General features: G+C 42.1%; 22 protein-coding genes. 7 read left to right on the forward strand and 15 right to left on the reverse strand.

Translation table 11 applies throughout. From position 1 onward, the window contains the following. Positions 1-23: 23 nt before the first annotated feature. Genes lptE through BJI48_RS04790 form a run of 9 tightly spaced genes read right to left on the reverse strand, consistent with a single transcriptional unit; the run spans position 24 to position 11,902 of the window. Positions 24-497 (reverse strand): LPS assembly lipoprotein LptE, encoded by a 474-nt coding sequence (lptE, locus tag BJI48_RS04750; RefSeq protein WP_257874406.1) that lies wholly within the window; start codon positions 495-497, stop codon positions 24-26. A 47-nt stretch (positions 498-544) separates the two neighbouring features. Further along, complete coding sequence (gene leuS / locus BJI48_RS04755) at positions 545-3,013, reverse strand: leucine--tRNA ligase (protein WP_095332464.1); 2,469 nt, start codon at positions 3,011-3,013, stop codon at positions 545-547. Positions 3,014-3,021: 8 nt separating this feature from the next. Continuing rightward, positions 3,022-3,363 (reverse strand): DUF6394 family protein, encoded by a 342-nt coding sequence (locus BJI48_RS04760; protein WP_095332466.1) that lies wholly within the window; start codon positions 3,361-3,363, stop codon positions 3,022-3,024. 11 nt (positions 3,364-3,374) lie between these two features. After that, positions 3,375-4,346 (reverse strand): protein translocase subunit SecF, encoded by a 972-nt coding sequence (gene secF, locus BJI48_RS04765; protein ID WP_095332468.1) that lies wholly within the window; start codon positions 4,344-4,346, stop codon positions 3,375-3,377. Position 4,347: 1 nt separating this feature from the next. After that, a complete protein-coding gene (secD, locus tag BJI48_RS04770; protein WP_095332470.1) occupies positions 4,348-5,931 on the reverse strand; it encodes a protein translocase subunit SecD in 1,584 nt (527 codons plus the stop codon). Between the two features lie 6 nt (positions 5,932-5,937). After that, complete coding sequence (gene yajC, locus BJI48_RS04775; RefSeq protein WP_095332472.1) at positions 5,938-6,222, reverse strand: preprotein translocase subunit YajC; 285 nt, start codon at positions 6,220-6,222, stop codon at positions 5,938-5,940. 53 nt (positions 6,223-6,275) lie between these two features. Then, positions 6,276-7,607, reverse strand: coding sequence for a sodium/proton antiporter NhaA (gene nhaA, locus BJI48_RS04780; RefSeq protein ID WP_095332474.1), 1,332 nt, complete (start codon positions 7,605-7,607; stop codon positions 6,276-6,278). Between the two features lie 3 nt (positions 7,608-7,610). Beyond that, positions 7,611-9,089 carry a Na+/H+ antiporter NhaA gene (gene nhaA, locus BJI48_RS04785; RefSeq protein WP_095332476.1) on the reverse strand — a complete coding sequence of 493 codons (1,479 nt, stop codon included), beginning with the start codon at positions 9,087-9,089 and terminating at the stop codon, positions 7,611-7,613. A gap of 17 nt (positions 9,090-9,106) precedes the next feature. After that, positions 9,107-11,902, reverse strand: coding sequence for a RecB-like helicase (locus tag BJI48_RS04790; RefSeq protein WP_095332478.1), 2,796 nt, complete (start codon positions 11,900-11,902; stop codon positions 9,107-9,109). A 97-nt stretch (positions 11,903-11,999) separates the two neighbouring features. Here BJI48_RS04790 and BJI48_RS04795 point away from each other — a divergent pair, with 97 nt between their 5' ends. Further along, complete coding sequence (locus BJI48_RS04795) at positions 12,000-12,803, forward strand: hypothetical protein (RefSeq protein WP_095332480.1); 804 nt, start codon at positions 12,000-12,002, stop codon at positions 12,801-12,803. A 290-nt stretch (positions 12,804-13,093) separates the two neighbouring features. Here BJI48_RS04795 and ald read toward each other — a convergent pair whose 3' ends face one another. After that, a complete protein-coding gene (gene ald / locus BJI48_RS04800) occupies positions 13,094-14,209 on the reverse strand; it encodes an alanine dehydrogenase (protein ID WP_095332482.1) in 1,116 nt (371 codons plus the stop codon). Between the two features lie 262 nt (positions 14,210-14,471). Between ald and BJI48_RS04805 the strand changes: the two genes are divergently transcribed. Beyond that, positions 14,472-15,053, forward strand: a complete 582-nt coding sequence (locus tag BJI48_RS04805) for a phosphatase PAP2 family protein (protein WP_095332484.1) — start codon at positions 14,472-14,474, stop codon at positions 15,051-15,053. 120 nt (positions 15,054-15,173) lie between these two features. Here BJI48_RS04805 and lpxD read toward each other — a convergent pair whose 3' ends face one another. Genes lpxD through BJI48_RS04820 form a run of 3 tightly spaced genes read right to left on the reverse strand, consistent with a single transcriptional unit; the run spans position 15,174 to position 17,738 of the window. Beyond that, positions 15,174-16,172: a UDP-3-O-(3-hydroxymyristoyl)glucosamine N-acyltransferase gene (lpxD, locus tag BJI48_RS04810; protein WP_095332486.1), complete on the reverse strand. Its 999-nt coding sequence runs from the start codon at positions 16,170-16,172 to the stop codon at positions 15,174-15,176. A gap of 1 nt (position 16,173) precedes the next feature. Further along, positions 16,174-17,001, reverse strand: a complete 828-nt coding sequence (gene fabI / locus BJI48_RS04815) for an enoyl-ACP reductase FabI (protein ID WP_095332488.1) — start codon at positions 16,999-17,001, stop codon at positions 16,174-16,176. Further along, positions 16,998-17,738 carry a triose-phosphate isomerase gene (locus BJI48_RS04820; protein WP_095332490.1) on the reverse strand — a complete coding sequence of 247 codons (741 nt, stop codon included), beginning with the start codon at positions 17,736-17,738 and terminating at the stop codon, positions 16,998-17,000. The genes fabI and BJI48_RS04820 overlap by 4 nt, the downstream gene beginning before the upstream one ends. A gap of 194 nt (positions 17,739-17,932) precedes the next feature. Here BJI48_RS04820 and BJI48_RS04825 point away from each other — a divergent pair, with 194 nt between their 5' ends. The 5 genes from BJI48_RS04825 to BJI48_RS04845 all read left to right on the forward strand — a co-directional run bounded on the left by BJI48_RS04825 (position 17,933) and on the right by BJI48_RS04845 (position 23,485). Beyond that, positions 17,933-18,127, forward strand: a complete 195-nt coding sequence (locus BJI48_RS04825) for a hypothetical protein (RefSeq protein ID WP_095332493.1) — start codon at positions 17,933-17,935, stop codon at positions 18,125-18,127. Between the two features lie 97 nt (positions 18,128-18,224). Then, positions 18,225-18,986, forward strand: coding sequence for a fumarate reductase cytochrome b subunit (locus BJI48_RS04830; RefSeq protein WP_095332495.1), 762 nt, complete (start codon positions 18,225-18,227; stop codon positions 18,984-18,986). Then, positions 18,987-20,972 (forward strand): fumarate reductase flavoprotein subunit, encoded by a 1,986-nt coding sequence (locus BJI48_RS04835; RefSeq protein ID WP_095332497.1) that lies wholly within the window; start codon positions 18,987-18,989, stop codon positions 20,970-20,972. Beyond that, a complete protein-coding gene (locus BJI48_RS04840; protein ID WP_095332499.1) occupies positions 20,969-21,736 on the forward strand; it encodes a fumarate reductase iron-sulfur subunit in 768 nt (255 codons plus the stop codon). The genes BJI48_RS04835 and BJI48_RS04840 overlap by 4 nt, the downstream gene beginning before the upstream one ends. A 201-nt stretch (positions 21,737-21,937) precedes the next feature. Then, positions 21,938-23,485 (forward strand): phospholipase D family protein, encoded by a 1,548-nt coding sequence (locus BJI48_RS04845; protein ID WP_095332501.1) that lies wholly within the window; start codon positions 21,938-21,940, stop codon positions 23,483-23,485. A gap of 9 nt (positions 23,486-23,494) precedes the next feature. On the opposite strand, the gene BJI48_RS04850 is transcribed toward BJI48_RS04845, so the two are convergent. Further along, a complete protein-coding gene (locus BJI48_RS04850) occupies positions 23,495-24,439 on the reverse strand; it encodes an HTH domain-containing protein (RefSeq protein WP_095332503.1) in 945 nt (314 codons plus the stop codon). 25 nt (positions 24,440-24,464) lie between these two features. After that, entirely contained in the window at positions 24,465-25,463 is a 999-nt protein-coding gene (gene gap / locus BJI48_RS04855) for a type I glyceraldehyde-3-phosphate dehydrogenase (protein ID WP_095332505.1), read from the reverse strand. Between the last annotated feature and the right edge of the window lie 50 nt (positions 25,464-25,513).

The raw sequence follows: 25,513 nt of genomic DNA on the forward strand, positions 1-25,513 counted from the left end.
ATTCTGGTATATGAATATTATACTTATTTACCCTGATAAGAAACTTGTGTGATGAATTTATCAATTGTTTGCTCAATAGCTTGATTGATACCATAATAGCGGTTGTTGTAGGTAATGAGCGGGTTTTCTAACGATACAGCATAGTCATAATAACCGCTGTTATCAAATGTCTTAGACATTCCTTTTTTGTTTGTATAGGTAAAAGTTACAAATACGGTGGCACGGTAAAATGTTGTAAAACCTTGTTCATTAGTTGCGATGGAAGTATCGGTAACCTTGGTGATTTCGATGGTGATGATAGAATCAGCATCTTTTTGTGAGGCAAGCTTGTTTTGAAATCTCGAAATAACAGCTTTGTTTAAAATATCTTTAAATTGCACGGAATTTTCGGGGTTGGGGAGATTGACAATGAGTTTGACATACACGCTATCGCCTAAAACTTTTTGGGTATAGCTAGCAATTGGCAGATACCCGCAAGCACTCAAAAAAATCGCCATCACAAAAAGAATGATTTTTTTTGTGATAGTGCCTGCAACGTTTTTCATTATTTTATTGATGGTTTGATGACAAAATTGACAATTTTATTGGGGATAACGATTTCTTTTACCACACAAACACCGCTGAGCCATTTTGCAACAGCGATTTTGGCAGCTTCAAGGACCTCCGATTCTTTTGCATTAGGTGCTACTTGGATTTCGCCACGTTTTTTTCCATTGATACTGATAGCTAGGCTGATTGTTTGGACTTCAAGCGCCTCTTTATCGATGGCAATCGGGGATAGATTCTTGCGTTCAAAATATTTTTCACTAATCTCCCAGCAAAGATGGGGGATGATAGGCTCAAGGATATGCATCAAGATAAAATACCCCTCTGTCCAAATGGAGGGATTATCTTGTGCGCTTAGGGCATTGAGGGCTTCCATACACGAGGCAATCAGCGTGTTAAAAGCATAGCCAGGTTGTTTTTTGCTAAAAATATCATTGGATTTTACTAGGGCTTCATAGACTTTTCTTCTAGCGATTTTTTCTTTTTCATTGAGGCTATTTTGCTTGATTTGCGGGATATTTTGAGAGGGAATAATATTTTTACTCCGCTCCCAGAGACGCTTGATAAAGCGATAGCCCCCTTCTACGGCATTATCACTCCATTCGAGCTCACGCACCGGCGGGGCAGCAAATAAAATAAACAATCTTGCGGTATCCGCCCCGTATTTGGCGATGATACTATTGGGATCGACAACATTGCCTTTGGATTTGCTCATTTTTGCCCCATCTTTGAGAACCATCCCTTGTGTGAGTAGATTCAAAAAAGGTTCGCTTGAATGCACATAGCCTAAATCCCTGAGGGCTTTTGTAAAAAATCTCGCATACAATAAATGCAAAATAGCGTGCTCGATACCCCCGATGTATTCATCAACGTCCATCCAATACGCTAGCGATTCTTCATCAAAAGCCTTTTCTTCCCAAAGATCTTTTGGCGTGGTATAGCGCAAAAAATACCAGCTTGATTCTACAAATGTATCCATTGTATCGGTTTCTCTGCGTGCGTTCCCGCCGCATTTGGGGCATTGGCAATGTTTCCATACGGGGTGCTTATCCAAAGGATTGCCCTCCCCATCAATCACCACATCTTCAGGCAAGGAGACAGGAAGATTTGCTTCATCTTCAGGCACAAGCCCACAATGCGCACAATGCACAAGAGGGATAGGCGCTCCCCAATAGCGTTGGCGTGAGATCCCCCAATCCTTGAGTCGGTAATTGATAACCGCCTTGCCAAGACCTGATTTTTCAAAATAATCGATGATTTTATTGCGGGCCTCCTCACCACTGCTCCCATCAAATTCCCCGCTATTTTTTAGCTCGCCTTCGCCAATATAGGGGAGCTGGGATTGATCTGGTGTGGCGGGTTTAAGCACTTCTTTGAGTAAAAGATTGTATTTTTTGGCAAATAAAAAATCCCTCTCATCGTGGGCTGGGACACTCATCACCGCCCCACTGCCATAATCCATCAGCACAAAATTCGCCACCCATACGGGCAATTTTTCTTGTGTGAGGGGGTGGATGATCGCAATGCCTAAATCCACGCCCTCTTTTTCACTCATCGAGCGTTCCCTCGCACTCGCATTTTGCATTTTGATGATTTTGGAGGCGCTCGCTTCATCAAGCATATTTTGTTCAAGCAATCTTTTAACGATGGGGTGTTCGGGGGCTAGGGCGCAATACGTAACACCATAAATCGTATCAGCTCGGGTGGTAAAGACTTCGATTTCTTTGGTCTGGGTGCGTGCCTGGCTCTGTGGGTCAAGTGCAAAACAAAAGCTTAGTCCTTTCGATTTGCCGATCCAATTTTTTTGCATTATCAAGACTTGAGGCGACCATTTGCCCTCAAGCTTTTGGAGGTCATTGAGAAGTTCTTCAGCATATTGGGTGATCTTGAAATAATACTGATCCATTTCTTTTTGGATGACTTCAGTATCACAACGCCAGCATTTCCCATCGATGACTTGCTCGTTAGCAAGCACGGTCTGGTCATTCGGACACCAGTTGAGATAGGCTTTTTTTCGATAGATAAGCCCTTTTTCCCACATATCAATGAAAAATTTCTGCTCCCATTTGGTATAAACAGGATCACAGGTCGCAAACTCTCGGCTAGCAGCAAAGGAAAGCCCCAGACTGGCGAGTTCTTTTTTCATATTTTCGATGTTGGCATATGTCCATTGTTTGGGATGGGTTTTGTGCTTGATAGCGGCATTTTCAGCAGGCATCCCAAAGGCGTCAAATCCCATTGGGTGCAAGACATTGTAGCCCTGAGTGCGGTAGTGGCGGGCTAAAGCATCGCCGATACAATAATTCCTCACGTGCCCCATATGGATCGCCCCACTAGGATAGGGCAACATACTCAAGATGTATTTTTTAGGTTTTGAAAAATCATCGCAAGGCTCAAAAGAATGGTTATTTTTCCAAAATTCTTGCCATTTTTTTTCTATTTTGAGCGGTTCATAAGGGGTATCCATCACCTCTCCTAATAATCAGAATCGCTGGTTTTAGCACTTTCGATAAGCAAGAGTGCTAATGAAAAAATATTAGCAATCAAAGCACCGATGATAAGCACATATGCGACATTGAGATTGCCTAAGATTTGCATAAAGATAAATGCAGGAATCAAGTGCAAATCCGCAACCAACGAACTTGCAAGCAGTTCGGAGGCGAGCTGTTTTCGCACGCCGATTTTTAGCGTTGTCGAGATGAGATTCATCGCTAAAGCGACAAATAAAATCACAATATTGGGATCCCATAAAAATCCAGCCGTAGAAGTCAGGCTTCCCAGACTAAAAAAAATAAAAATTACCTTACCCCAATCCATCACTATTCTCCTTAAACCCGACCATTTTCATACATCTGGCGCAATTGTTTTTTTTCTTGTGCTTTTTTGGCTTTTTTGATTTCTTTGGCGTGGTATTTTTGGATATCAAATCCAAAAATAATGGCTAATTTTGGTGCAACAAACATCGAGCTATAAGTCCCAAAAACCACCCCAATAAGCATTGGTAACGAAAAGCCCACGATGATTTCACCCCCAAAAAGATAAAGTGTCAAAACAACAAAAAATACCGTTAGTGAGGTCAATAGTGTCCGTGAAAGCGTGCTTGAAATCGCATCATTGATGACTTCTTCAATATTGTTGGTCTTTTGGGTAAGCATTTTTTCTCGGATTCTATCAAAGATGATAATCGTGTCATTGATAGAATACCCAATGAGTGTCAGCAACGCAGCGATAACTTCAAGATTGAGGTCAATATCAAAGACAATCACAGAGGCTGCTGTGATGATAACATCGTGAATCAATGCCACAATACCCGCAAGAGCAAAACGCCATTCATACCGAAAACTCACATAAAGCATCATCGCTAAGGTCGCAAGCAATAGTGACAAAATACCTTTTTGCCTAAGCTCATTGCCGACTTTTGGACCGACGGTGTCGAGCTTGCGGATCTCAAATTTTCCTGTCGGTTCTAAGATTTTGGTAATAATAGGTCCGAGGTCATTTTCTGCACTCGCTTGGGTATAAGGAATCCTCACTAAAACTTCGTTTTTAGATCCAAATTCACTCACCTGCACGCCTTTGAATTGTGGGTCGCTTTCAAGCAGATGGCGGATTTTTTCGATGGGGGCGTTTTGTTCGTATTTGATTTGTGCAGCACTCCCCCCAGCAAAATCAATACCGGGCGTAAAGCCCTTGAAAAACAACAAAGTAAATGCACCGATGGTCAGGAAGATAGAGAGAATAAGCCCGTATTTGGAATACCGAACGAAATCCAAGATTTTGACTTGTTTGAAAATTTCCATTTCAGTCCTTTTTGCTAATGCCAAACCAAAAATAGAGGTGTTTGGTTTTGGCAATTTTTGGCAGGATGGCTTGATAAAAACCTTGTGTGCCAATGATAGCCGTGATGATAGAGGCGATGATACCAATCCCGGTGGTGATAGCAAAACCCTTGATAGCTCCGGTTCCATAGGCGTATAGGAGAATAGAGGCGATAAGTGAGGTGGTATTAGAATCAAAAATCGCCCGCGAGGCATTGATATAGCCTAGATGGACTGCCCTAGTAATATTCTCTCCCGATCGCAAGGCTTCTCGGATACGTTCGTTGATGATGATATTCGCATCCACGGCGATCCCCACGGTTAGCACGATTCCAGCCATCCCAGGCAATGTCAGCGTTGCCCCAAAAATCGCCATCACCGCAATGATTAAAAACAGATTTACAATCAAAGCCACAGAGGCGATGACCCCTGCCATCGAATAATAAACAATCATAAAGCCCACAACAAGCACAAACCCACTCACAAGGGCTATCATTGAAGCTTTGATACTATCTTGACCTAGGCTGGGACCTACGCTACGTTTTTCCAAAACCTGCATTGGTGCTAATAACGCCCCACTCCTCAGAGCAATGGCTAAATCGCTGGCTTGCTCAACGCTAAAGCCCCCACTGATTTGCCCGCTTCCCCCACCGATTCGCTCTCGTATCACGGGGGCAGAATAGACTTTTCCATCCAAGACAATCGCCATTCTTTTATTGATATTTGCCCCAGAAAAATCGCCAAAAATCTTCGCCCCTTGTGAATCCAAACTAAAGCTCACAACAGGTTGATGGTTTTGGTCATAAACGACTTGGGCATCTGTTAGCATATTCCCATCCAAAATTGGCACGGCTTTAAGGAGGATTTTTCCTCCGCTTTCTCCTGAACTATCTGCAAAAGGCAAAATCACATCGCCATATTTTTGAGCTTCTAATTCAGTCATTGTTCCCACCTGGGGATTGCGCTCTTCATCAACTGCCATCATCTGCAAATGTGCGGTTTTTGAGATGAGATCACGCGCTCGTTGCTCCTCTTGGGCGGTTTTGATACCAGGGAGTTGCACCAAAATGTCCTCTTCGCCTTGCTGGGTAACACTCGGCTCTGCTAAGCCAAATTGATCTAAACGATTGCGAATCGTCCCAATCGCTTGAGAGATCGCATTTTTCTTGATAGCCTGTTCTTCAAGTGGGGTAAGAGTGATCGTGTAATGATAATTGCTCGAATCGATAGTAATGCCATTGATTTTTTGGAGAATATCTGAGAGATTGCCCGCTTCATCAGTATCGATGAGATCAAAACGCACGCTCGTGTCATCAGCCTCAAGCCCATCAATCAAAATATTGGATTTTTTGGCTTCATAATTGATCGAAGAGGCGATCGAGGCGTATTTATTTTTGATCGCTTCATCAGTTTTCACACCCAAAAGGAGATTAAGCCCCCCTTGAAGATCTAGCCCAAGGCTGATTTGAGGGCCTTTTGTATGGAAAAGCGAAGGCACAGACAAACCGACCCCAAAGATAATAGCAACGATAAAAATCACTAATCTTGGGTTGAAAATTTGTTTCATATAAGGTTACTTTGAATACGTGTCATCGAGTTTGTAAGCAACATATTCTTTGGCAAGTTTTACTATGGTTTCATCATTAAGTTTGACACTAAAAAATGTATCTTCTGGCTTGATAACCTCGCAGATAAATCCACCTTGAGCAACGATTTTATCACCCTTTTGGAGATTTGCAAGCATTTCTTTATGCTTTTTTTGTTGCACTCTTTGGGGGCGAATGATAAAGAAGTAAAAGATTGCAAACAGCACCACAAGGGGTAAAATTGAAGTCAAGAGTTCTTTATAATTTTGCATAAACATCCTTTTTGCGGTTTTAAGATTGGGGCGTATTTTATCATTTGTTTCATTTAATTTTCTTTAGCCTTAAAACGAGATAGCCCTATGAGATAAATCACCCCAATCACGCCTGAAATAGATGAACCTAGCAAAATCGCAACCTTGGATATTTCCATTGATTCTGGATGAGAAAATGCGAGATTAGAAACAAACATCGACATTGTAAAGCCGATCCCAGCGAGCATTCCTGCCCCCAAGATATGCCCCCAAGATATGCCCTCTGGTCTGGCGGCAATGCCGAGTTTTTCACAAAGGAATGTGATGATAAAAATCCCTAGCGGTTTGCCGACTATAAGTCCCAAAATCACGCCCAAAAGAATATGATCAATGTCAAAATGGATCTCACTGCCGATATTTACACCAGCATTTGCAAAAGCAAACAAAGGCATAATAAAATACGCACTCCAAGGCTGGAGACGGTGTTCTAGCCTGCCGAGCGGGCTTTGGATATCTTTGGCTTCATTGCGGATGGCATAGAGGATATTGATTTGTTCTTCATTCAAGAGATTTTGGTTATTTTCGAGGGTTTTGAGGCGGAAAGATTCGCCAAGGTTTTTGATGAGATTGGAGAAATTTTTCCTTTGTTTTCTGGGTTTGATAGGGATCGTAAAAGCCAAAACCACTGCGGCGATGGTGGCGTGAATCCCGCTATTATGCACCATAAACCACAAGAAAACCCCCAATATAAGATAAGGAATGAGGTTTTTGACCCCCGTTTTGTTCAAAACAACAAGTATTCCCACAATAACTGCCGCCCCAATGAGCCACACGAGTTTGAGACCGGTAGTATAAAAGATCGCAATCACGACAATCGCACCCAAATCATCGGCAACGGCGAGCGTAACCAAAAACACTTTGAGTGCCATCGGCACTTTTTTGCCCAAAAGCATAATCACACCCAAAGCAAATGCGATATCCGTTGCCATCGGGATACCAAAGCCGTGATAAGAGGGCGTCCCTGCATTAAGCCCATAATAAATCAGTCCAGGCGCAATCATCCCACCCAATGCTGCGATAGCAGGGAATGCGGCTTTTTTGAATCCTGCAAGCTCGCCAAAAAGGATTTCACGCTTGATTTCAAGCCCGACCATCAAGAAAAACAATGCCATCAAAACATCATTGATCCAATGGTGGATCGAAAATCCAACAAAATGTTCGCCCAAACGAAAGCCAAAATCGGTATGCCAAAATTCAAAATAATACGCACTCAAGGGCGAATTTGCCACAATCATTGCCAAAACAGCACTGATAAATAAAAAAATGCCCCCGAAAGATTCGCTTTTGATAAAGTTTAAAAAAACATTCGCCAGATTGACTTGAGCGGTTTTGTCCAGATTATGCATTATTTATCCTTCTTGATTGATTTTGCTTGATTTCGTGCTTAAAAACATTAGAATAACCCCCAAAATTACAGATACAAACGACGCACACAATATCGAGATTTTTGAAACATCCACCGCAGTGGGGTTGCTATAAGCGAGGTTAGCTACAAACATCGACATCGTAAAGCCAATCCCAGCGAGCGAGCCAGCCGCAAGAATATGCCCATAATTGAGACCTTTGGGGCGGAGCGAGAGATTGCATTTTTCGCTCAAATACGTAAAAAGCACGATACCAATTGGCTTGCCAAGCACAAGCCCTAAAATCGTCCCCCAAAGAATCCCATCGATATGAAAATCCATATGGGAGTTGATTTTTACCCCCGCATTCGCAAAGGCAAAAAGCGGGACGATAAAATACGCACATATCGGCTGGAGTGCGACTTCGATTCGGATGAGCGGGTTTTGGGCGTATTTGGAATATTTTGCGATGGTATCGAGCATATGGACTTGCTTGCTGATTTTTTCCATATCGATTTTTTTCTCCGCATCTTCGCTGGATTTGAAAAAATTTTTGATATTTTTCCACGATGAGGCAAAGAATCCGATTTTTTCCTCATCGGCTTGGTTGCGGATATTCCTGCCGTTGTTGGTTAGGAAGTTGATCTTATTCCATTCTTCCATCATATTCATAAAATACGTCTTGGTGATATTAGAACGTCCTGGAATCGCTAGGGCCAAGATCACAGCTGCCATCGTGGCGTGAATCCCGCTATTATGCACAGCAATCCAGAGCAAAACGCCCACACCAAGATAGCTTGAAAGGTATTTGGTATCGGTATAGTTCAGATATACAAGCACACCGATGAGACCTAGCGAAATAAACAGCCAACCACTATGGAGCGTGCTGGTATAAAACAACGCAATCACGCTCACCGCACCCAAATCATCAGCAACTGCGAGCGTAACCAAAAATATCTTGATGACAGGTGGCACACGTTTGCCCAAAAGCAAAATCACGCCGAGTGCAAATGCCGTATCTGTGCTCATTGCGACACCAAATCCGTGTGCTGAGGGTGTGTTGTAATTGAAAAAAACATAAATCAAAATCGGCACGATCATCCCACCGAGTGCGCCAAATACGGAAAACCCAACCTTTTTGAATCCTGCAAGCTCCCCGTATAAAACCTCTCGCTTCATCTCTAACCCAACCATCAAAAAGAAAAAAGACATCAAAATATCATTGATAAGGCTTAGTATCGTGATACCGCTACTTTTGTTCCCGACAAAGCCTCCAAATTCAAGTTGCCAAATGCCAAAATAAATGTTGGAAAATTCTGAATTGGCAATAACGAGGGCAAGCACGACGCAAAAAAACAGCAACAAACCACCAAAAGACTCGTGTCCGATAAAGGTATGCAGACCTTTTTGCAGTCTATCTTTGAGATAGTAAGCGGGATTTTGCGATTTTTGATCCTCTTTGATAACCTTGAGTATTTCTTCCATTATTTTCCTTAGATGGACTAGGTTACGGGGATAAACTCTATTTTTTCACGCACATACAAAATGTATGCTTGGAGTTTATTGGGACCGAACTGGGTTTTGCTAAATTCTAGGTATTTTTTTACCTGTTCTTTGTGTTTTTCTTGATCGTTCAAACCACTTTTGTAGTCAAGCACAATAATATTGCCATTTTTATCCCTTATCAGGCTATCGATTCGATGGATAATATTGCGTTGGTTGTTGCTATCTTTATCAAGATAAGAAATTTCTGATTTTACCAGAGCTTCCCTGATGATTGATTGAAACATCGGGTTTTTTTTGAGTTTGTCTATGAGTTCAAGGATATGATCGAAGCTTTTTTTTGGCAAATAAAAGCCAAATTGGTTATGCAAAATCGCTAGGATAATCTCTTGATTTATCCCATAGCCCAAATCAAGCTCCAATGCCTTATGCAGGGCTTCTCCAAAAAGCACATCAAGGGCTATGGTCGGGAGGTGTTTTTCATCATCGACATATTTTTGTTGCGTATCAAATGCTTGTTGCTCCACGATGATAGGACTCATAACAGCCTGCTGGGGTTTTTGGACACGGGATTGTTCTAGACTACCTATTTCACGGGTGCTAAGTTCGAGATTTTCAAAAGCGCTTTTCTTCCCCTCTTGTTCTTTAGCCATCACAATCAAACTATGCTTAGCACGTGTAAAAGCAACATATAAGACATTGATTTCTTCTCTGCTAGCAAGTTCTGTTTCTTTTTCTTGGGCGCGCTCATAGATAGCGTCGATTTTTTTGCGAAATTCACGCTGTTTGGAGTTGAATTTATAAAATATTTTTTGAAGTTCAATGCCATCATAATCATAAATAAATTTTGTCGTATCGGAACTTTTGTTTTGCATACGATCACACAAAATCACGTGTTCAAACTCCAATCCTTTGGATTTATGGATAGTCATTATCTGCAAGCCCGATCTAAATTCGGGCGCAAACTCGAGCTTGAGGCGTTCGATACTCTGGGCAAAATCATCTAAATCCTCATAACCAAATGAAATTTCAAGCATTTCTTGGGCTGCTTTGCTATAAAGCCTAAATGTTTCCATCACCTCCAAGATAAATGCTTGCGGGCTCTTCCCTGGCGTGCAAACTGGCATAGCAACACCCGCATCAAAATCTAATCCCGCAAGCTTGTAAGCTGATTTTCTGTGAAACTCTAGCTGGGTTTTGGCAAACCCGATAGCGTGCAAAATGATCTTGGATTCGGTTTGTTCGACAAGCTTGAGATTGGTCTCTGTGGTGATAGCCAGGGCTGGATTTTTGCTCAAAAGATAGTCTTTGAGTTCGAGGACATCATTGTTGTTGAAGCACAATATCGCGATGTTTTCAAGCGGGATTTCACGCTTAAGCAAGTCATCTATCTGCAAAAAGATGGCTTCAAAAAAGCTCTCCAGATTGTCTTTTGCTGTAGGGACACAGCGGACCTTGACATAGCCTTTGGCGTGAGGCATATCAGAGGGAAGTTGCTGGGGGATATAACCAGGGATTTTTTGAGAAAAAACCTCATTGACATAGCTGACTACGCATTCTGAGCTTCGATAATTATAAGGGAGATTTTCTTGATTGATGTTTTTAGCCGCTTCATCAAAAAGTTCGCTATTACTGCCTCTGAAGCGGTAGATACTTTGCTTGGTATCGCCTACAAAAAAGATACTCCGTTCTTCAAATCGCCCCTTGCCTGCATAGATTTCATCGATGAGGGGCTTGAGGATTTTGTATTGGATCGTGCTGGTATCTTGAAATTCATCAATAAGGATATGGGTAATCTTATCATCAAGCCTGAAATAGAAAAAATCCCGTTCAAAATGGTTTTGAAGCAACTCATAAGTCTTGATCGTGATAGCATCGAAACTTAGCGCGCCCGAGGTGTTTTTTTTACTTTTTTTATAAAGTTTCAAAAATCGAGCGATTTGTTTGAGTATGTTGTATTCTTGGGTAAGCAGATAGGTTTGGAGCATTGTTTTGAGAGCGTGGAATTTTGGCTCTAACGCCTGGAGTTGGAGTTTTTTGAAATAACGATATTCGCTCCCATCGACCAGCCATTTTGCACTTGAAAGGAGTTCTTGGATACTTTGGTTTTTGATAGCATTTTTGGCAGCGTCTGAGGCTTTTTCATTCGCGCAAATGACATCTTTAATATCTTGGGCGGTTTTTAAAATCTCATCTTCTGATACACTAGCGATAGGTTTAGTCTTTGAAAGATATTGCTCCAAGTCAAAATGTTTAAAATCCAGCATAAAAAGCAGGTCCAAAAGCGTTTTGTGGCTCATATCCGTCCCCATACAAAACCTTGAAAAATCGTTAAAATCCTCCCGTGAAAGCGAGCTTAAAAATGTCTCATAAATCTCTTCCTTGTCTTCAAATTCGGTCTTATATCCTTGACTCACCCCCACATACCAGCAAAATTTTTTCAAGATAAAGTTCAAAAAAGCATCAATAGTCATTATTTTTGTATGGGAATGCAAAAAATCTTGATACACTCTAGCGATATTTTTTTGAATTTTATCTTCAGAAATGCCGTAATTTTTGAGTGCAATGATGAGATTTTGAGAGGCTTGTGGGTTTTTTTGCGCATTTTGAAGCATAGCGAGGTTTTCGCTGATACGCTTATTCATCTCTGCAGCAGCCTTTTTGGTAAAGGTGAGCGTGAGGATTTCGCTAGGATTTGCACCTGATAAAAGCAAACTAATATAGCGCATAGCCAATGCAAATGTTTTGCCGCTGCCTGCAGAAGCTTTGAGGGCGAGCCATTGTTTGGAGTTCAAAACTTCTCCTTAATATTTGATGATTCTAAATATATCTAATTTTTTACCGATTTTTATAATAGAATTTCAAAATTATTATCATCCAAAGGAGTAATGAATGAAAAAGGTATTTTTTATATTGGCAATCCTATCGGCTTTTTTTGTCGGGGTCAATGGCGCAACAAAAAGCACAAGCAAATCAAAAAAGCCTGTCAGTAGTCTGCAACATACCCGAAATGCCATTTTGGGTCAATTTACAAAAGGATCGATTGTTGATGGCACCAAAGGCACAGGCTCGGTGAGGCGATGGTATCTTTTCAACGAAGGGAGTATCGGGGGTTCTTATACAATGCTTGGAAAATCCGAATATATCTCTGCTGATGTTGCCTACAGCACATATATCCGCAGTATTGAGTCTTTGTTTGGCGGGATGAGCTTGATGGCGGGGACAGAGCTAAGCTTCCCTATTTATCTCAAAGCTAGCGGGAAATCCAATATATTAAACGATCATCGCCCTTTAGAGACCAAAGAAACCGAAGGTGTTGCTGGTTTTGGCGTGCAGCTTCCTTTGATGGTTGGGCTTGAATACAAGGGCTTTTATATCACTGGATTGGTGGGATATACCTGGTTATTTATGAAAGATACCTATGCTGCGACAGGGCGTGGGGCAAACCCAACGGTTACAACGAATTATGATGGGTTGATTTATGGTGGGGGTCTTGGCTACAAAATCAGCAATGTCGTCAATATCGGCATTCGCTATGTTACTGGTGAATTAACCAACCGATACGCCCAAACCAAATTTGATGATAGTGCCAAAATAAATGGTCTTGATTTGCACAGCATTACTAATGAGCGAGGCAGGGATCTTTATGGTGTGAATTATCAAAGGTTTTATGGATTTATTTCTTATATTTTCTAGCCCAAGCTTCACAAAAAATCTTTGATAAAAATATGAGAGAGATTCAAAGGCACATCAAGCCATAAAAAGCTTGATGGGCATTCTTCTCCCCATCCCATAATCTACGATTTATAATAAAAAATAGTTTTAATCCTCTCAATAAACAATAATCCCCCATCACCTTTCTCACATTTGTTGGTTTTTATTTAATTAAAAGGTCTTACAAGGAATGTATCAATTCAAGATTATAGATAAGAGCAACAAAATCCTAAACCCCCTATTTGGGGTTTAGTAGGGATTTTTGGAGAGTATCAATAAGACTGCAAGGTTTCTAATGCGTCAAAATGCTTCATATTGAACGCCTCAGCCACACCTTTGTAGGTAATCTTACCATCGATGGTATTAAGCCCCTCAGTGAGATCGGGTATCTGCAAGCAGGCTTGTTTTGCTCCCATATTTGCGATTTTTAGCCCATAGGGAATAGTCGTATTTGTCAGAGCAATTGTCGATGTTTTTGCGACAGCCCCGGGCATATTGGCAACCGAATAATGCACAATGCCATCAATAATATAAATAGGATCGGTATGCGTCGTGGGGTGAGAAGTCTCGATACAACCGCCTTGATCGATGGCAACATCGACGATGACCGCACCTTTTTTCATCATTTTTAAATGTTCTTTACGGATGAGTTTGGGCGCTTTACTTCCCGGAATCAAAACCGAACCCACCAAAATATCGCAATCTTGGACGCATTCTTTGATATTGCCCGCATCGCTATAAAGCGTCGTGATTTTGGAGTCAAAAACCTGATCAATATACTCAAGACGGCTCAAATCAATATCAAGCATCGTTACTTCCGCACCTAGCCCTACTGCCATCTGCGCAGCATTAAAGCCGACATTCCCCGCTCCTAAAATCACAACTTTGCCTTTGCGGGTTCCGGGCACACCGCCGATAAATGTGCCATTGCCCCCGTAAGTTTTTTCAAGATATTTTGCTCCCTCAATAATAGAAAGCCTCCCAGCAATCGAACTCATCGGGGCAAGACAAGGCAAAAATCTTCCCTTTTTGATGGTTTCATAAGCAATGGAAAATATTTTTTTCTCCAAAAGCATTTCGGTAAGCTCTTTGTCATTTGCCAAATGCAGATACGTATATAGCACTTGCTTTTCACGGAAAAAATGGTATTCCTCTTTTACAGGTTCTTTGACCTTGATAATCATCTCGCTTTTTTCAAAAAGCTCTTTTTTATCGACGATTTTTGCACCCGCTTTTGCATAATCTTCATCATAAAAATTGATCGCCTCACCGGCGTTTTTTTCGATATAGACACTATGCCCCGCTTCAATAAAAGTATGCACATTTGATGGGGTAAGCCCAACACGAAACTCGTGGTCTTTGATTTCTTTTGGACAGCCAATGGTCATTTTGTCTCCTTTTGCAGACGGATTTTTGGTATGAATGCAAGTAATTATAGACAATTATCCTACGCAATAAGATTAAACGTCGGTTAAATACTTTAATAATTATTTGCCCCTATTCCCCCGAAAAATAAAAAAGCTCTTTGAATAAAAAATGGGGGCAAGATTGGCGCTTTGGCGATTTTGCTTGTGATTTTGGTGATTTTTTTCATACAATAGCAAATCAAAAACCCCATATGATTGAGCAAAGCAACAAAAAAGGAACGGAATGAAAAAAATAATCTTGGTTGGGATATTAGCCTATATCATCGGGGCTAGCAACGCCAAAGCCGAAAGCAATTTTCAAAGGTTTGGCGATGTTTTTCGGCTACTCCCTGTATTTGTTGGGGTAGTGAGTTTAGGGATGGAGGACTATCGGGGTTTTGGCGAATTAGCCTTGGGAAGTTTGGTTACACAAGGGGTAATCGAAGGGGTAAAGCGGGGATTTGATGCCGCACACAAAAACGGGCATAACATCGCATTTGCCAAACGCCCTTGTTGCGATGACTACAAAGGTATGCCAAGCGGGCACGCTGGCGGGGCGTTTAGTGCGGCGGGATTTGTGTTTTATCGCTATGGTTGGAAGCCTGCAATCCCTGTGATCGCATTGGCTTTGCTTACTGATGCCTCTCGGGTCTATGCCAAAAAGCACACCATTTGGCAAGTCCTTGTAGGGAGCGGGCTTGGTTGGGGTTTTGCTTGGCTATTTACTAGCAAATACAAGCCCGATAAACTCATCATCACGCCCGATGTCGATATCGATACAAGAGGAAATTCCACTTATGGTGTCAATGTTGCCTATCGTTTTTGATTGTTTAAAGCGATTTGAAGTCAGATAATACGATTTTGATAGGTGGGTGTCTTTAGAACCCCGATTTTAAAGCCTTACGGACTTCAAAAGTTGGGTCTATAGATTTCACAAATTTTATTTTCAAGAATTTTTCTTTTTCACCAATCTCCTGAGGCTCACAAAAAATTTCATCCATTCATCAAGCTCCATCAACGGGTGTCCGCCCCATTTGGTATGCGGGGGAAGATTTTTGCCCACAGCGCCTCGCCCAGCTATCTGGGTAAAATCGCCGATATGGATATGCCCGCCAGTCCCAGCTTGCCCGCCCATCACGACATTTCGCCCCGTTGTTGTCGAGCCAGCTAGCCCCACTTGAGAAACAAGCAAAGAATGCTCGCCAATAACGCAATTATGACCGATTTGGACGAGATTATCGATTTTTGTGCCTTTTTTGATTCTTGTCTCGCCAAATACGGCACGATCAATGGTGTTGTTCGCCCCAATCTCGACATCATCTTCGATGATAACACAGCCTTTATGTTCGATCTTGATATGTTCGCCTGCTTCTGTGTGGGCATATCCAAAGCCATCACTACCGATAATGCTCCCAGCGTGAATGGATACATTGTTGCCAATCTGGGTGTTTTTGTAGATCACAACATTGGGAAATAGTTTGCAATTATCCCCGATACACACATCATCAGCGAGGACAACCCCGGGCATTAGCACACAATTACTGCCGATTTTTACCCCATTACCCAAAAACACATTCGGCATAATGATGGATTTTTCTCCAATAGCAAGCGCTTGGTTGTGTTGGCGGTGGTTTTCTGCTTGGTTTTGATCCCCTGCGAGGCAAAATTGAGGTTCTTTAAAAAATTCAGAAAGTTTTGCAAAGATAAGGTGCGGGTTGCTAACAACGATGGGCTGGATATGCTCTGGGACAGCTACAACGTCTTTTTCTCGGATCAGGACCGCCCCAGCAGAGGAGACACTCAGGTCTTGGAGATATTTATTTTGATCAATATAGCTGACATCATTTGGCGTGGCTTTTTGGAGCGGTGCGAGAGCAACGACCTCAAAGTCTCGCTTGAGGGCAACATCCAAGCCGATGGATTGCAACATTGCAGAAAGTTTCATTTTATTCCTTATCGCGATTTTCATCCCAGAGAATAGAAACCTTGCCATCGATGTCTTCTGTGGCACACATTCCCATAATATGATACCCCGCATCGACATAATGGATCTCCCCAGTTACCCCCGATGCGAGCGGGGAGAGCAGATACATCCCGGCGTTGCCAACTTCTTCGATCGTAACATTTTTACGCAGTGGCGAGTTGATTTCATTCCATCTCAAAATCGTCCTAAAGTCCCCTATCCCGCTTGCTGCGAGCGTGCGGATTGGCCCTGCAGAGATGGCATTGACACGGATGTTTTGCCTGCCAAGCTCAAATGCGAGATAGCGCACGCTTGATTCGAGTGCAGCTTTGGCAACACCCATTACATTATAATGAGCAACGTGCTTGACGCTTCCCATATAGGTGAGCGTGAGGATAGAAGCCCCGGGATTTAAGAGGGGCAAAACATACCGGCTTAATTCAATAAACGAAAAAACAGAAATTTCCATCGCCACATTGAACGCTTCCTTGCTCGTATCGATAAAATCGCCATCTAAAGCCTCTCTTGGGGCAAAAGCGACACTATGGACAACGAAATCAAGCTTGCCGACATCTTTTTGCAAATCGGCGATGAGCTTTTCAAAATGTTCTTTTTTGCTCACATCAAGCTCATAAACCCTTTCGCTCCCAAGTTCCTCAGCAATGGGCCGCACCCGTTTTTCAAGCGATTCGTTCAAAAAAGTAAAGCAGAGTTCTGCACCTTGTTCCTTGCAAGCCTTAGCAATCCCATATGCGATGGATTTGTTGTTAGCAACCCCAACGATGAGGCCTTTTTTTCCTTTGAGTATCATTTATTCTCCTTGTATGAATTTTGTATGATCTGATAAAAACTTTCTACATCAAGTGAAGCCCTCCCAACAAGCACACCATCGACTTCCTTGAGGCTAAGAATTTGGCTGGAATTTTCCGCATTCACACTGCCCCCATAAAGCAATGGCGCAGGGGCGATGCTTTTGATAGCTTGGTGGGTTTGTCTGATTTGCTCGATTGTCGCAGTTATCCCCGTGCCTATCGCCCAGATGGGTTCATAAGCGATGATGAGTTTTTCATAACCAGTATCAATGCCTTCAAATTGGGTTTGGATAAAATCCTTGAGTGCCTCCAAATCTTCTTTTTGTCCGCCCTTTTGACGCACAGAGAGATCTTCACCAACGCAATAAATAATCTCAAAACCTTTTTGGGCAAAAAATGCGAATTTTTCCGCACAAAACGCTTGGGTTTCATTCAAGATATTTCTTCGCTCACTATGCCCGATGAGGATGGTTGTGATACCAAATTCTTCTAGGGCCTCAAGCGTGATTTCTCCGGTAAATGCTCCATTATAGGCAGGATAGGCATTTTGCGTGCCAATTTTTAAGGATGTAAAATCATTCGCACACAAATTCGCTACCTGTGGAAAAACATAAACACGATGAGAGTTTTTTGATAACGGCATATTAAGTAGCCTATTATCAAGCTCTTGGAGGTATTTTTTCGTGCTGGTTTGGGTGTGATTTGCCTTGAAATTTGCTGCGATGATTTTTTGCATCCGACCCCTTTTGTCTAAATAATTTTGATTCTTTATTTTGCATACATTGTAGCAATTATTTGATAAGATTTACAAAAAGTATCATATTTTTACCCATAAAAGATTTTTATCAAACAAGTTTAAAATTTTAAGAGAATATTTAACTGGTTTTGTCTTATAATATACCGAGTCGCTTAAAAGGTTTAGGAGATTGAATGCGAGTGAATGTTTCGTCCTTACCATCCTATATAAAGCCTCTGATGGCGGGCATTGCCGGTCTTAGATGCCCAAAAGTATTTACCCCAAAAACCAATCTCATAAGCCCCCATTATAGCGTCATTAGTCTGTTTATTCTCACGCAACTCCCTGATTTTATAACCATTCAAAACCCCGGTGCTGAACGATTTTAAGGAGAGTTGCACAATGTCTCAATCATTAGGAATTGTTTTTTGGAAAGGAATGCTTCGTTTTAGCGATTAAATTTACAAACACAACCAGGAGAAATTAATGCAACAAGACAAAATCATCGAAAGCTACTTGGGTATCACCCCTGAACGCAAAAAGAGTAAAGTTCCTGCCAGGCTTGATTTTTGGCAAAGTGCGACCGGATTGTTTTTGGCTATTTTTATGATAGCCCATATGTTTTTGGTATCGAGCATTTTGATTAGCGATGAGGCGATGTATCACGTTGCCAAGTTTTTTGAAGGGAGCTTGTTTATCAAGGCAGGCGAGCCTGCGATTGTGAGCGCTGTGGCGGTAGTGGTTATCATCGTATTGGTCGCCCACGCCTTTTTGGCAATGCGCAAATTTCCCATCAATTACAAGCAATTCATCATCCTAAAAACCCACAAACATTTGATGAAGCACAGCGACACAAGCCTATGGTTTGTTCAAGCCGCAACGGGCTTTGCGATGTTTTTTCTCGCTAGTATCCATTTGTTTGTGATGCTAACCCAGCCTGATACGATCGGTCCGAATGGTTCAGCCTATCGGTTTGTGAGTGAACATTTTTGGATTTTATATATTTTCTTGCTTTTTGCTGTGGAGCTTCACGGCTCTATCGGGCTTTATAGACTCTGTATCAAATGGGGCTGGTTTGAAAAACTTGGTATCAGCAACCTCAGACGTATCAAATGGTTTATGAGCGTATTTTTTATCGTTTTGGGGCTTTTAACTTATGGGGCTTATGTCAAAAAAGGTCTCAGCCAAACCGATACAAGCATTGATTACAAACATATCGACACACAACTATATGGCAAGGGAGAGTAAATGAAAGTAACATATTGCGATGCGCTGATTATTGGCGGAGGATTGGCAGGACTTCGGGCTAGTGTTGCTGCCAAACAAAGGGGTTTGAGTGTGATTGTTTTGAGCTTGGTCCCTGTGAGGAGAAGCCACTCTGCAGCTGCCCAAGGCGGTATGCAAGCAAGTCTTGGCAATGGGAAGATGAGCGAGGGAGATAACGAAGATCTGCATTTTATGGATACCGTGAAAGGGAGCGATTGGGGATGTGATCAAAATGTCGCTAGGATGTTTGTAACCACTGCCCCCAAAGCCATTCGAGAATTAGCCGGGTTTGGCGTGCCTTGGACAAGGATCAAAGAAGGCGATCGCCCCGCAGTTATCAATGGCGAACACGTTACTATCACTGAAAAATCAGAAAGACACGGCTATATCCAATCAAGGGATTTTGGCGGGACAAAAAAATGGCGAACTTGCTTCACAGCCGATGCGACAGGGCATTCGATGTTGTATTCAGTCGCCAATGAAGCCTACAAACACGGCGTAGATATTCGAGATCGCAAAGAAGCTGTTAGCATTATCCACGAAAACGGGCAATGCTATGGGGCTGTAGTGCGGGATTTGATAACCGGAGAGATTTCAGCTTATATCTCAAAAGGCACGCTTCTAGCAACTGGGGGCTATGGGCGTGTGTATGCCCATACGACAAATGCCGTGATTTGCGATGGTGTGGGGGCTGCGATTGCGATGGAGACAGGGATTGCCAAGCTAGGGAATATGGAAGCAGTCCAATTTCACCCTACTTGCCTTGTGCCTAGCGGTATCTTGATGACAGAGGGCTGTCGGGGCGATGGCGGGGTGCTTCGAGATAAAGATGGCTATCGTTTTATGCCTGATTATGAGCCGGAGAAAAAAGAACTCGCAAGCCGAGATGTCGTCTCTAGGCGGATATTAGAGCATATCAAAAGTGGCAAGGGCGTAAAATCCCCCTATGGCGAGCACGTTTGGCTTGATATTTCTATCTTGGGGCGAGCGCATATTGAACGCAATCTCCGTGATGTCCAAGATATTGCCAAAACATTTGCGGGTATCGATCCTGCCGATGAGGGGAGCAAGGGCTGGGTGCCTATCAAGCCAATGCAACACTATTCAATGGGTGGGGTGCGGACAAACCACAAGGGAGAAACCCATCTAAAAGGTCTATTTTGTGCGGGTGAGGCGTCTTGCTGGGATTTGCACGGGTTTAATCGACTTGGGGGCAATTCTGTGAGTGAGGCAGTCGTTGCTGGGATGATTATCGGGGATTATTTTGCCGAGCATTGCGTGGGTGCCGATGTAGATATCCAAACCAAAACCATCCATTCTTTTATCGAAAAAGAAGAAAAATATCTGGCTTCTTTGCTCGGCAATAGTGGCAGTGAGGATGTTTATGAGATAAGAAATCGGATGAAAGCCATTATGGATGAAAAAGTTGGGGTATTCCGTGATGGGCCTTTGCTAGAAGAGGCAGTCCAAGAACTCGAAGAACTCTATAAACGTTCCAAAAATATCAATGTCAAGAATAAAAAAATGCACAATAACCCCGAGCTTGAAGATGCTTATCGTGTGCCAAGAATGCTAAAAATCGCCCTTTGTGTTGCCAAAGGGGCGTTAGATAGGACAGAATCACGAGGGGCGCACACCAGGATAGACTATCCTAAGCGTGATGATGCTAACTGGCTCAAACGCACGTTAGCTTCTTGGAAAGACCCTGAGCAAACCTTGCCAACCTTGGAATATGAGGATTTGGATATTATGCAGATGGAGATAACGCCTGATTTTAGGGGTTATGGGGCAAAGGGTAATTTTATCCCTCACCCGCTCAAAGAACAAAGAGATGAGCAAATCCGCAAAATCACCGAAGAAATTCAAGCACGTGGTGGTGATAGGCACGAACTTCAAGAAGCGTTGATGCCATTTGATTTGGTAGAAAAATATAAAGCGAAAAACCAACGACTAGGAGACAAACAATGAGTGTGCAAAACCAACAACAGGAGCAACAAGAACAACAAGGAAGAACCATCACGATCAGGGTTTTAAAATTCGACCCCCAAAGTGCGGTTTCCAAGCCACATTTTAGGGAATACCAGCTCCAAGAAGCCCATTCGATGACGATTTTTATCGCATTGAATATGATAAGAGAAAGCCAAGATCCTGATTTGAGTTTTGATTTTGTCTGCCGTGCAGGGATTTGTGGGAGCTGTGCGATGATGATCAACGGCCGCCCAAGACTGGCTTGCAAAACCCTTACAAAAAGCTTCCCAGAGGGTGTTATCACATTAATGCCACTGCCCGCTTTCAAACTCATCAAAGATTTGAGTGTCAATACGGGCGAATGGTTTGCTGGGATGACCAAACGGGTGGAGAGCTGGATACACACCAATGAAACGATTGATATTACAAAACCGGAAGAAAAGGTCGATCCTGATGTCGCTCAAGAGGTTTTTGAGCTTGAGCGTTGCATTGAATGCGGGTGTTGCATTGCTAGCTGTGCGACAAAACTAATGCGAGAAGATTTTATCGGTGCAGCAGGGATGAATCGTGCGGTTCGATTTATGATTGATCCGCACGACAAAAGAAGCGATGATGATTTTTACGAACTCATCGGCAATGATGATGGGGTGTTTGGGTGTATGAGCTTGATTGCTTGCCACGACACTTGCCCCAAAGAACTCCCTTTGCAGACTAAAATCGCTTATTTGAGGCGAAAAATGCTAACAGCAGGGTGCAAAAAATAATATAAAATCCCAAAAAATAGGCTTGGTTTTTCCGCATTTTTTCGGGATTTTCTAAAATAATTTTTATAAACCTGTTTAATTTTAAAACAGGTTTGTTTTGCTTAAAATAACCGCCCAAAAACAATGCAACCAGCCTGTTGTGGTTAATTAAAAAGCCATCAGATAGAGTTGATATTTTATAGGCAGGATTATAGGTAAGGAATGCTGACAGAAACCAATATCGCTGTGATTCTTTTTGGACTATTTTTTGTGTTGAGTGGGTGTTCATCCATCATCGCTTCTACAAAAAACATCCCAAAAGAAAAACTCCCCCAGTCTGTAGAGATACAAGATTTTGACGCCTTAGATACTGAAATCGGCAAAGTTTATGCCAAAGAGCTAGAGGGTTTGCCGCAAAAAAGTGGTGCAATGCTTATCAAAGATGGTTCTTATGCCCTCTTGCACCGCGCTAGCCTAGCAAGAATGGCACAAAAAAGTATCCAAATCCAGACATATATTTATAAAAACGACATTGCCTCACGGGTGCTAATGCACGAGCTGTGGGAGGCTGCGAATCGGGGGGTGAAAATCCAAATCTTAGTTGATGATAATGGATTGGATTCTGATTTCTCTGATGTCATCGCCCTAGATAATCACCCTAATATCGATGTGAAAATCTTCAACCCCTACAAAAATAGAATCCATCTTTTTCGATATTTTGAAATGATTTATGATTTTAGCCGTATCAATCGGCGTATGCACAACAAGATTTTTCTCGTTGATGATGTGGCACTCATTATCGGTGGTAGGAACATCGCAGATAATTATTTTGATAATAATCTCAATGTAAATTTTTCTGATACCGATGTTTTTTTCTTAGGCAAGATTGCCAAAGAAGCCAGAGAAAGTTTTGAAAAATATTGGAATTTTCATCGTTCCATCCCTGTTTCTTTACTCCCCTCAAAATCCAAGATGAAAAAATACCTCAAAAATTACCCCAAAATCATCGCTAAGATTGAGGGAAGCCCGCAAGATTGGGAAATCTACAAGCAAGCGATTGAGGGTTTTATTTCTGATTACAAAAACAAGCGCAATATGGTTTATTGGGGGGAAGCCAAATTGATTGCCGATCTTCCTGAAAAAATAGAAGATCATTTAGCCAGCCCTTTAACACAGGCTTTGAAGAAAATTTGGGAAAAAACAACGGAGTCCATTGACATATCTTCGGCGTATTTTGTTCCGGGCAAAAAAGGGATGGAACATCTCCAAAATGCCATCAATAGGGGGATTGATATTAGCATTTTGACCAATTCTTTGTCCTCAACCGATGCACTAGTCGTTTATGCTGCGTGGGAGAGGTATCGTGATGATTTGGTAAAAATGGGGGCAAATGTGTATGAATATCGGCGCAATGCCGGCAAGGTCAAGATCCGTGGGAAACTAAGCTCTGGGGCGTCATTGCACAGCAAAACCATCGTATTTGATGAGGAGATTACCTGGGTAGGAAGCTTCAACCTTGACCCCCGTTCTGAATCCATCAACACCGAAGTTGTGGCTGTATTTGGGAATAAGGAGTTCGCCAAAGAAACCAAAAAATTAATGCAAATTGATATGCAAAATTCTTGGCATTTGGTGCTAAAAAATCATAAGGTCGTTTGGGAGGGTATCGAAGATGGTGAGTTATTTTATAAAAAACACTCCCCTGATACGACGCTGTTTGTGAGGATGATTAATTTTCTCTCCAAGATATTTCCTGAAAGCCAGATATAACCCGCCTGCTTAAGAGGATTTGATTTTTTTATCGATGAGATAGTTTTCAAACGCCTCATCATCTAAAACCTTATCAAATTCATCCTTGAATCGATTTTTATTATCCATTTTGAAATCTTTCACCGCATTCAAGAAATTTTTAAAATTTTTATTTTTATTGCTGAGTTCATTCATCACCGAATAATCTGGCAACTCCCGAAAACGCGCCCTTGCAATGATCTCACTCTCATAAATATTTTCTGCATTCAAGAGAATCAACCCGATGCCAAAAGAGTTGTTTGCCTTTTTGATAAGCTCTAAAAGCTCATTTTCTTTATCCATCTTTAATGCCACCAAATAGCCTTCATTTGCCCAGCTCGAATTACTCAAAGCTTGAAAATAATATTCTCTAAAATTAGAAACCTTTAATTCAATTTTGATCTCAAATGAATACAGCTTGATGGATAATTTATCAAATTTACCCATAAACTCTTGAATTTCATTCTCATAATTTGCATATTCAAAATTCACCGCCACGACATCGGGATACAGCCATTTATCCGTTCCTTTTTGGGACTTTTGGCTACTTTCGTGATAGATGGTCTTGGCATAGCAGTCAAACACCTCCCCATCAAGAAACTTCACCAACAGCGGGTGCAAATCCCGCTCATAAAATTTATCGAGAGATTTCTTTTTTTCACTCTCCTCTGGGATTTTTTGGGTTTGATTTTGTGATTTTGCTATGCTCCCTTTGAGCTGGATAAGCATTTTGGGCTTTCTTTGAACGACTTCAAAGCACGAATTTTGGGCATTGTGTTTTAAATCAGTATAGATGGCAGCTCCAAAGCTAAGCCAAGGTGTTTTGCCATTAAAAGGGAGCTGACTTGCAAGCCCCATCTCCTTGGCAATAAAATAGATTTCGTTGGGATTGAGCGGGATTTGCTTTGCCTCCAAGATTTTTTTAGTTACTTCCAAAACGGGTTTTCATAAAAAACCTCCTTTATTTCGATACAAACACCGCTAAATCGATGATACGATTGGAATACCCCCATTCATTGTCATACCACGCCATAATTTTTGCCATCTTCCCAAGACTAAAGGTCAGATCCTTTGCGATGATACTGCTTCGTGGATCGCCCAAAAAATCGGTGCTTACGCCGAATTTTTCATCGATACCCAAAATGCCTTTGAGACCAGAAGTAGCGGCAACTTCAAGGGCTTCGTTGATAGCTTGCGTAGAGACATTTTGGCTAAGTTGCAAGCTCAAATCAACCATCGAAACATCGATAACTGGCACACGCAAGCTATGCCCTTGGAGCTTGCCTAATAGATGGGGCAAGACCCTACTGACGGATTTGGCTGCTCCTGTTGTGGTGGGGATGATATTTTGCGCAGCAGCTCGTGATCGCCTCTTGTCGGTCTTATGGGCAGAATCCAGCAGGCTTTGGTCATTGGTATAGCTGTGAATCGTTGTCAAAATGCCTGATTCTATGCCAAAATTTTTATCGATCACATCGCAGATAGGGGCGAGGCAATTGGTCGTGCAAGATGCGTTGGATACGATATTTTGCCCCCTATATTGGTGTTCATTGACACCCAAAACAAATGTCGGGGTTTCCTCATCATTGCTTGGTGCGGAGATGATGACTTTTTTGATACCTTTTTGGATATGGTGAGCGACTTCTTTTTGGGTGAGAAATTTCCCTGAAGACTCGATAACCACATCCGCCCCACAGCGTGAAAAATCAAGCTCGGCTGGCTGGAGACAAGAAAATGTCTTGACCTTTTTGCCATCGATAAAAAGCTCCCCATCTTCATAAGCGATAGGCTTTGGGAAACGCCGATGGGTGCTGTCGTGCTCAAGCAAATAGGCGAGTATCTCCCAATCGCTTGTGTCATTGATACCTACAAGCTCTACATCATCACGACTAGCAATCACCCGTGCAATACTCCGTCCGAGTCTTCCAAAACCATTGATGGCGATTTTTAATGTTGGCATAGCTCATCCTTGTCTTTTGAGAGATTATGAAAATCATCGTGTTATTTTAT

This window comes from Helicobacter sp. 11S02596-1 (genome assembly GCF_002272825.1).
In the GTDB taxonomy this organism is placed as follows: Bacteria; Campylobacterota; Campylobacteria; order Campylobacterales; family Helicobacteraceae; genus Helicobacter_J.

What these genes read in the sequence shown, in the direction of transcription:
- yajC (WP_095332472.1), bottom strand. Translation starts at nt 6,222, where the DNA reads ATGCAAAATTATAAAGAACTCTTGACTTCAATTTTACCCCTTGTGGTG.
- nhaA (WP_095332476.1), bottom strand. Translation starts at nt 9,089, where the DNA reads ATGGAAGAAATACTCAAGGTTATCAAAGAGGATCAAAAATCGCAAAAT.
- BJI48_RS04820 (WP_095332490.1), bottom strand. Translation starts at nt 17,738, where the DNA reads ATGCAAAAAATCATCGCAGCAAATTTCAAGGCAAATCACACCCAAACC.
- leuS (WP_095332464.1), bottom strand. Translation starts at nt 3,013, where the DNA reads ATGGATACCCCTTATGAACCGCTCAAAATAGAAAAAAAATGGCAAGAA.
- lptE (WP_257874406.1), bottom strand. Translation starts at nt 497, where the DNA reads ATGGCGATTTTTTTGAGTGCTTGCGGGTATCTGCCAATTGCTAGCTAT.
- BJI48_RS04825 (WP_095332493.1), top strand. Translation starts at nt 17,933, where the DNA reads ATGCGAGTGAATGTTTCGTCCTTACCATCCTATATAAAGCCTCTGATG.
- BJI48_RS04760 (WP_095332466.1), bottom strand. Translation starts at nt 3,363, where the DNA reads ATGGATTGGGGTAAGGTAATTTTTATTTTTTTTAGTCTGGGAAGCCTG.
- nhaA (WP_095332474.1), bottom strand. Translation starts at nt 7,607, where the DNA reads ATGCATAATCTGGACAAAACCGCTCAAGTCAATCTGGCGAATGTTTTT.
- secF (WP_095332468.1), bottom strand. Translation starts at nt 4,346, where the DNA reads ATGGAAATTTTCAAACAAGTCAAAATCTTGGATTTCGTTCGGTATTCC.
- BJI48_RS04795 (WP_095332480.1), top strand. Translation starts at nt 12,000, where the DNA reads ATGAAAAAGGTATTTTTTATATTGGCAATCCTATCGGCTTTTTTTGTC.
- BJI48_RS04835 (WP_095332497.1), top strand. Translation starts at nt 18,987, where the DNA reads ATGAAAGTAACATATTGCGATGCGCTGATTATTGGCGGAGGATTGGCA.
- fabI (WP_095332488.1), bottom strand. Translation starts at nt 17,001, where the DNA reads ATGATACTCAAAGGAAAAAAAGGCCTCATCGTTGGGGTTGCTAACAAC.
- lpxD (WP_095332486.1), bottom strand. Translation starts at nt 16,172, where the DNA reads ATGAAACTTTCTGCAATGTTGCAATCCATCGGCTTGGATGTTGCCCTC.
- BJI48_RS04805 (WP_095332484.1), top strand. Translation starts at nt 14,472, where the DNA reads ATGAAAAAAATAATCTTGGTTGGGATATTAGCCTATATCATCGGGGCT.
- ald (WP_095332482.1), bottom strand. Translation starts at nt 14,209, where the DNA reads ATGACCATTGGCTGTCCAAAAGAAATCAAAGACCACGAGTTTCGTGTT.
- BJI48_RS04830 (WP_095332495.1), top strand. Translation starts at nt 18,225, where the DNA reads ATGCAACAAGACAAAATCATCGAAAGCTACTTGGGTATCACCCCTGAA.
- BJI48_RS04840 (WP_095332499.1), top strand. Translation starts at nt 20,969, where the DNA reads ATGAGTGTGCAAAACCAACAACAGGAGCAACAAGAACAACAAGGAAGA.
- gap (WP_095332505.1), bottom strand. Translation starts at nt 25,463, where the DNA reads ATGCCAACATTAAAAATCGCCATCAATGGTTTTGGAAGACTCGGACGG.
- secD (WP_095332470.1), bottom strand. Translation starts at nt 5,931, where the DNA reads ATGAAACAAATTTTCAACCCAAGATTAGTGATTTTTATCGTTGCTATT.
- BJI48_RS04845 (WP_095332501.1), top strand. Translation starts at nt 21,938, where the DNA reads ATGCTGACAGAAACCAATATCGCTGTGATTCTTTTTGGACTATTTTTT.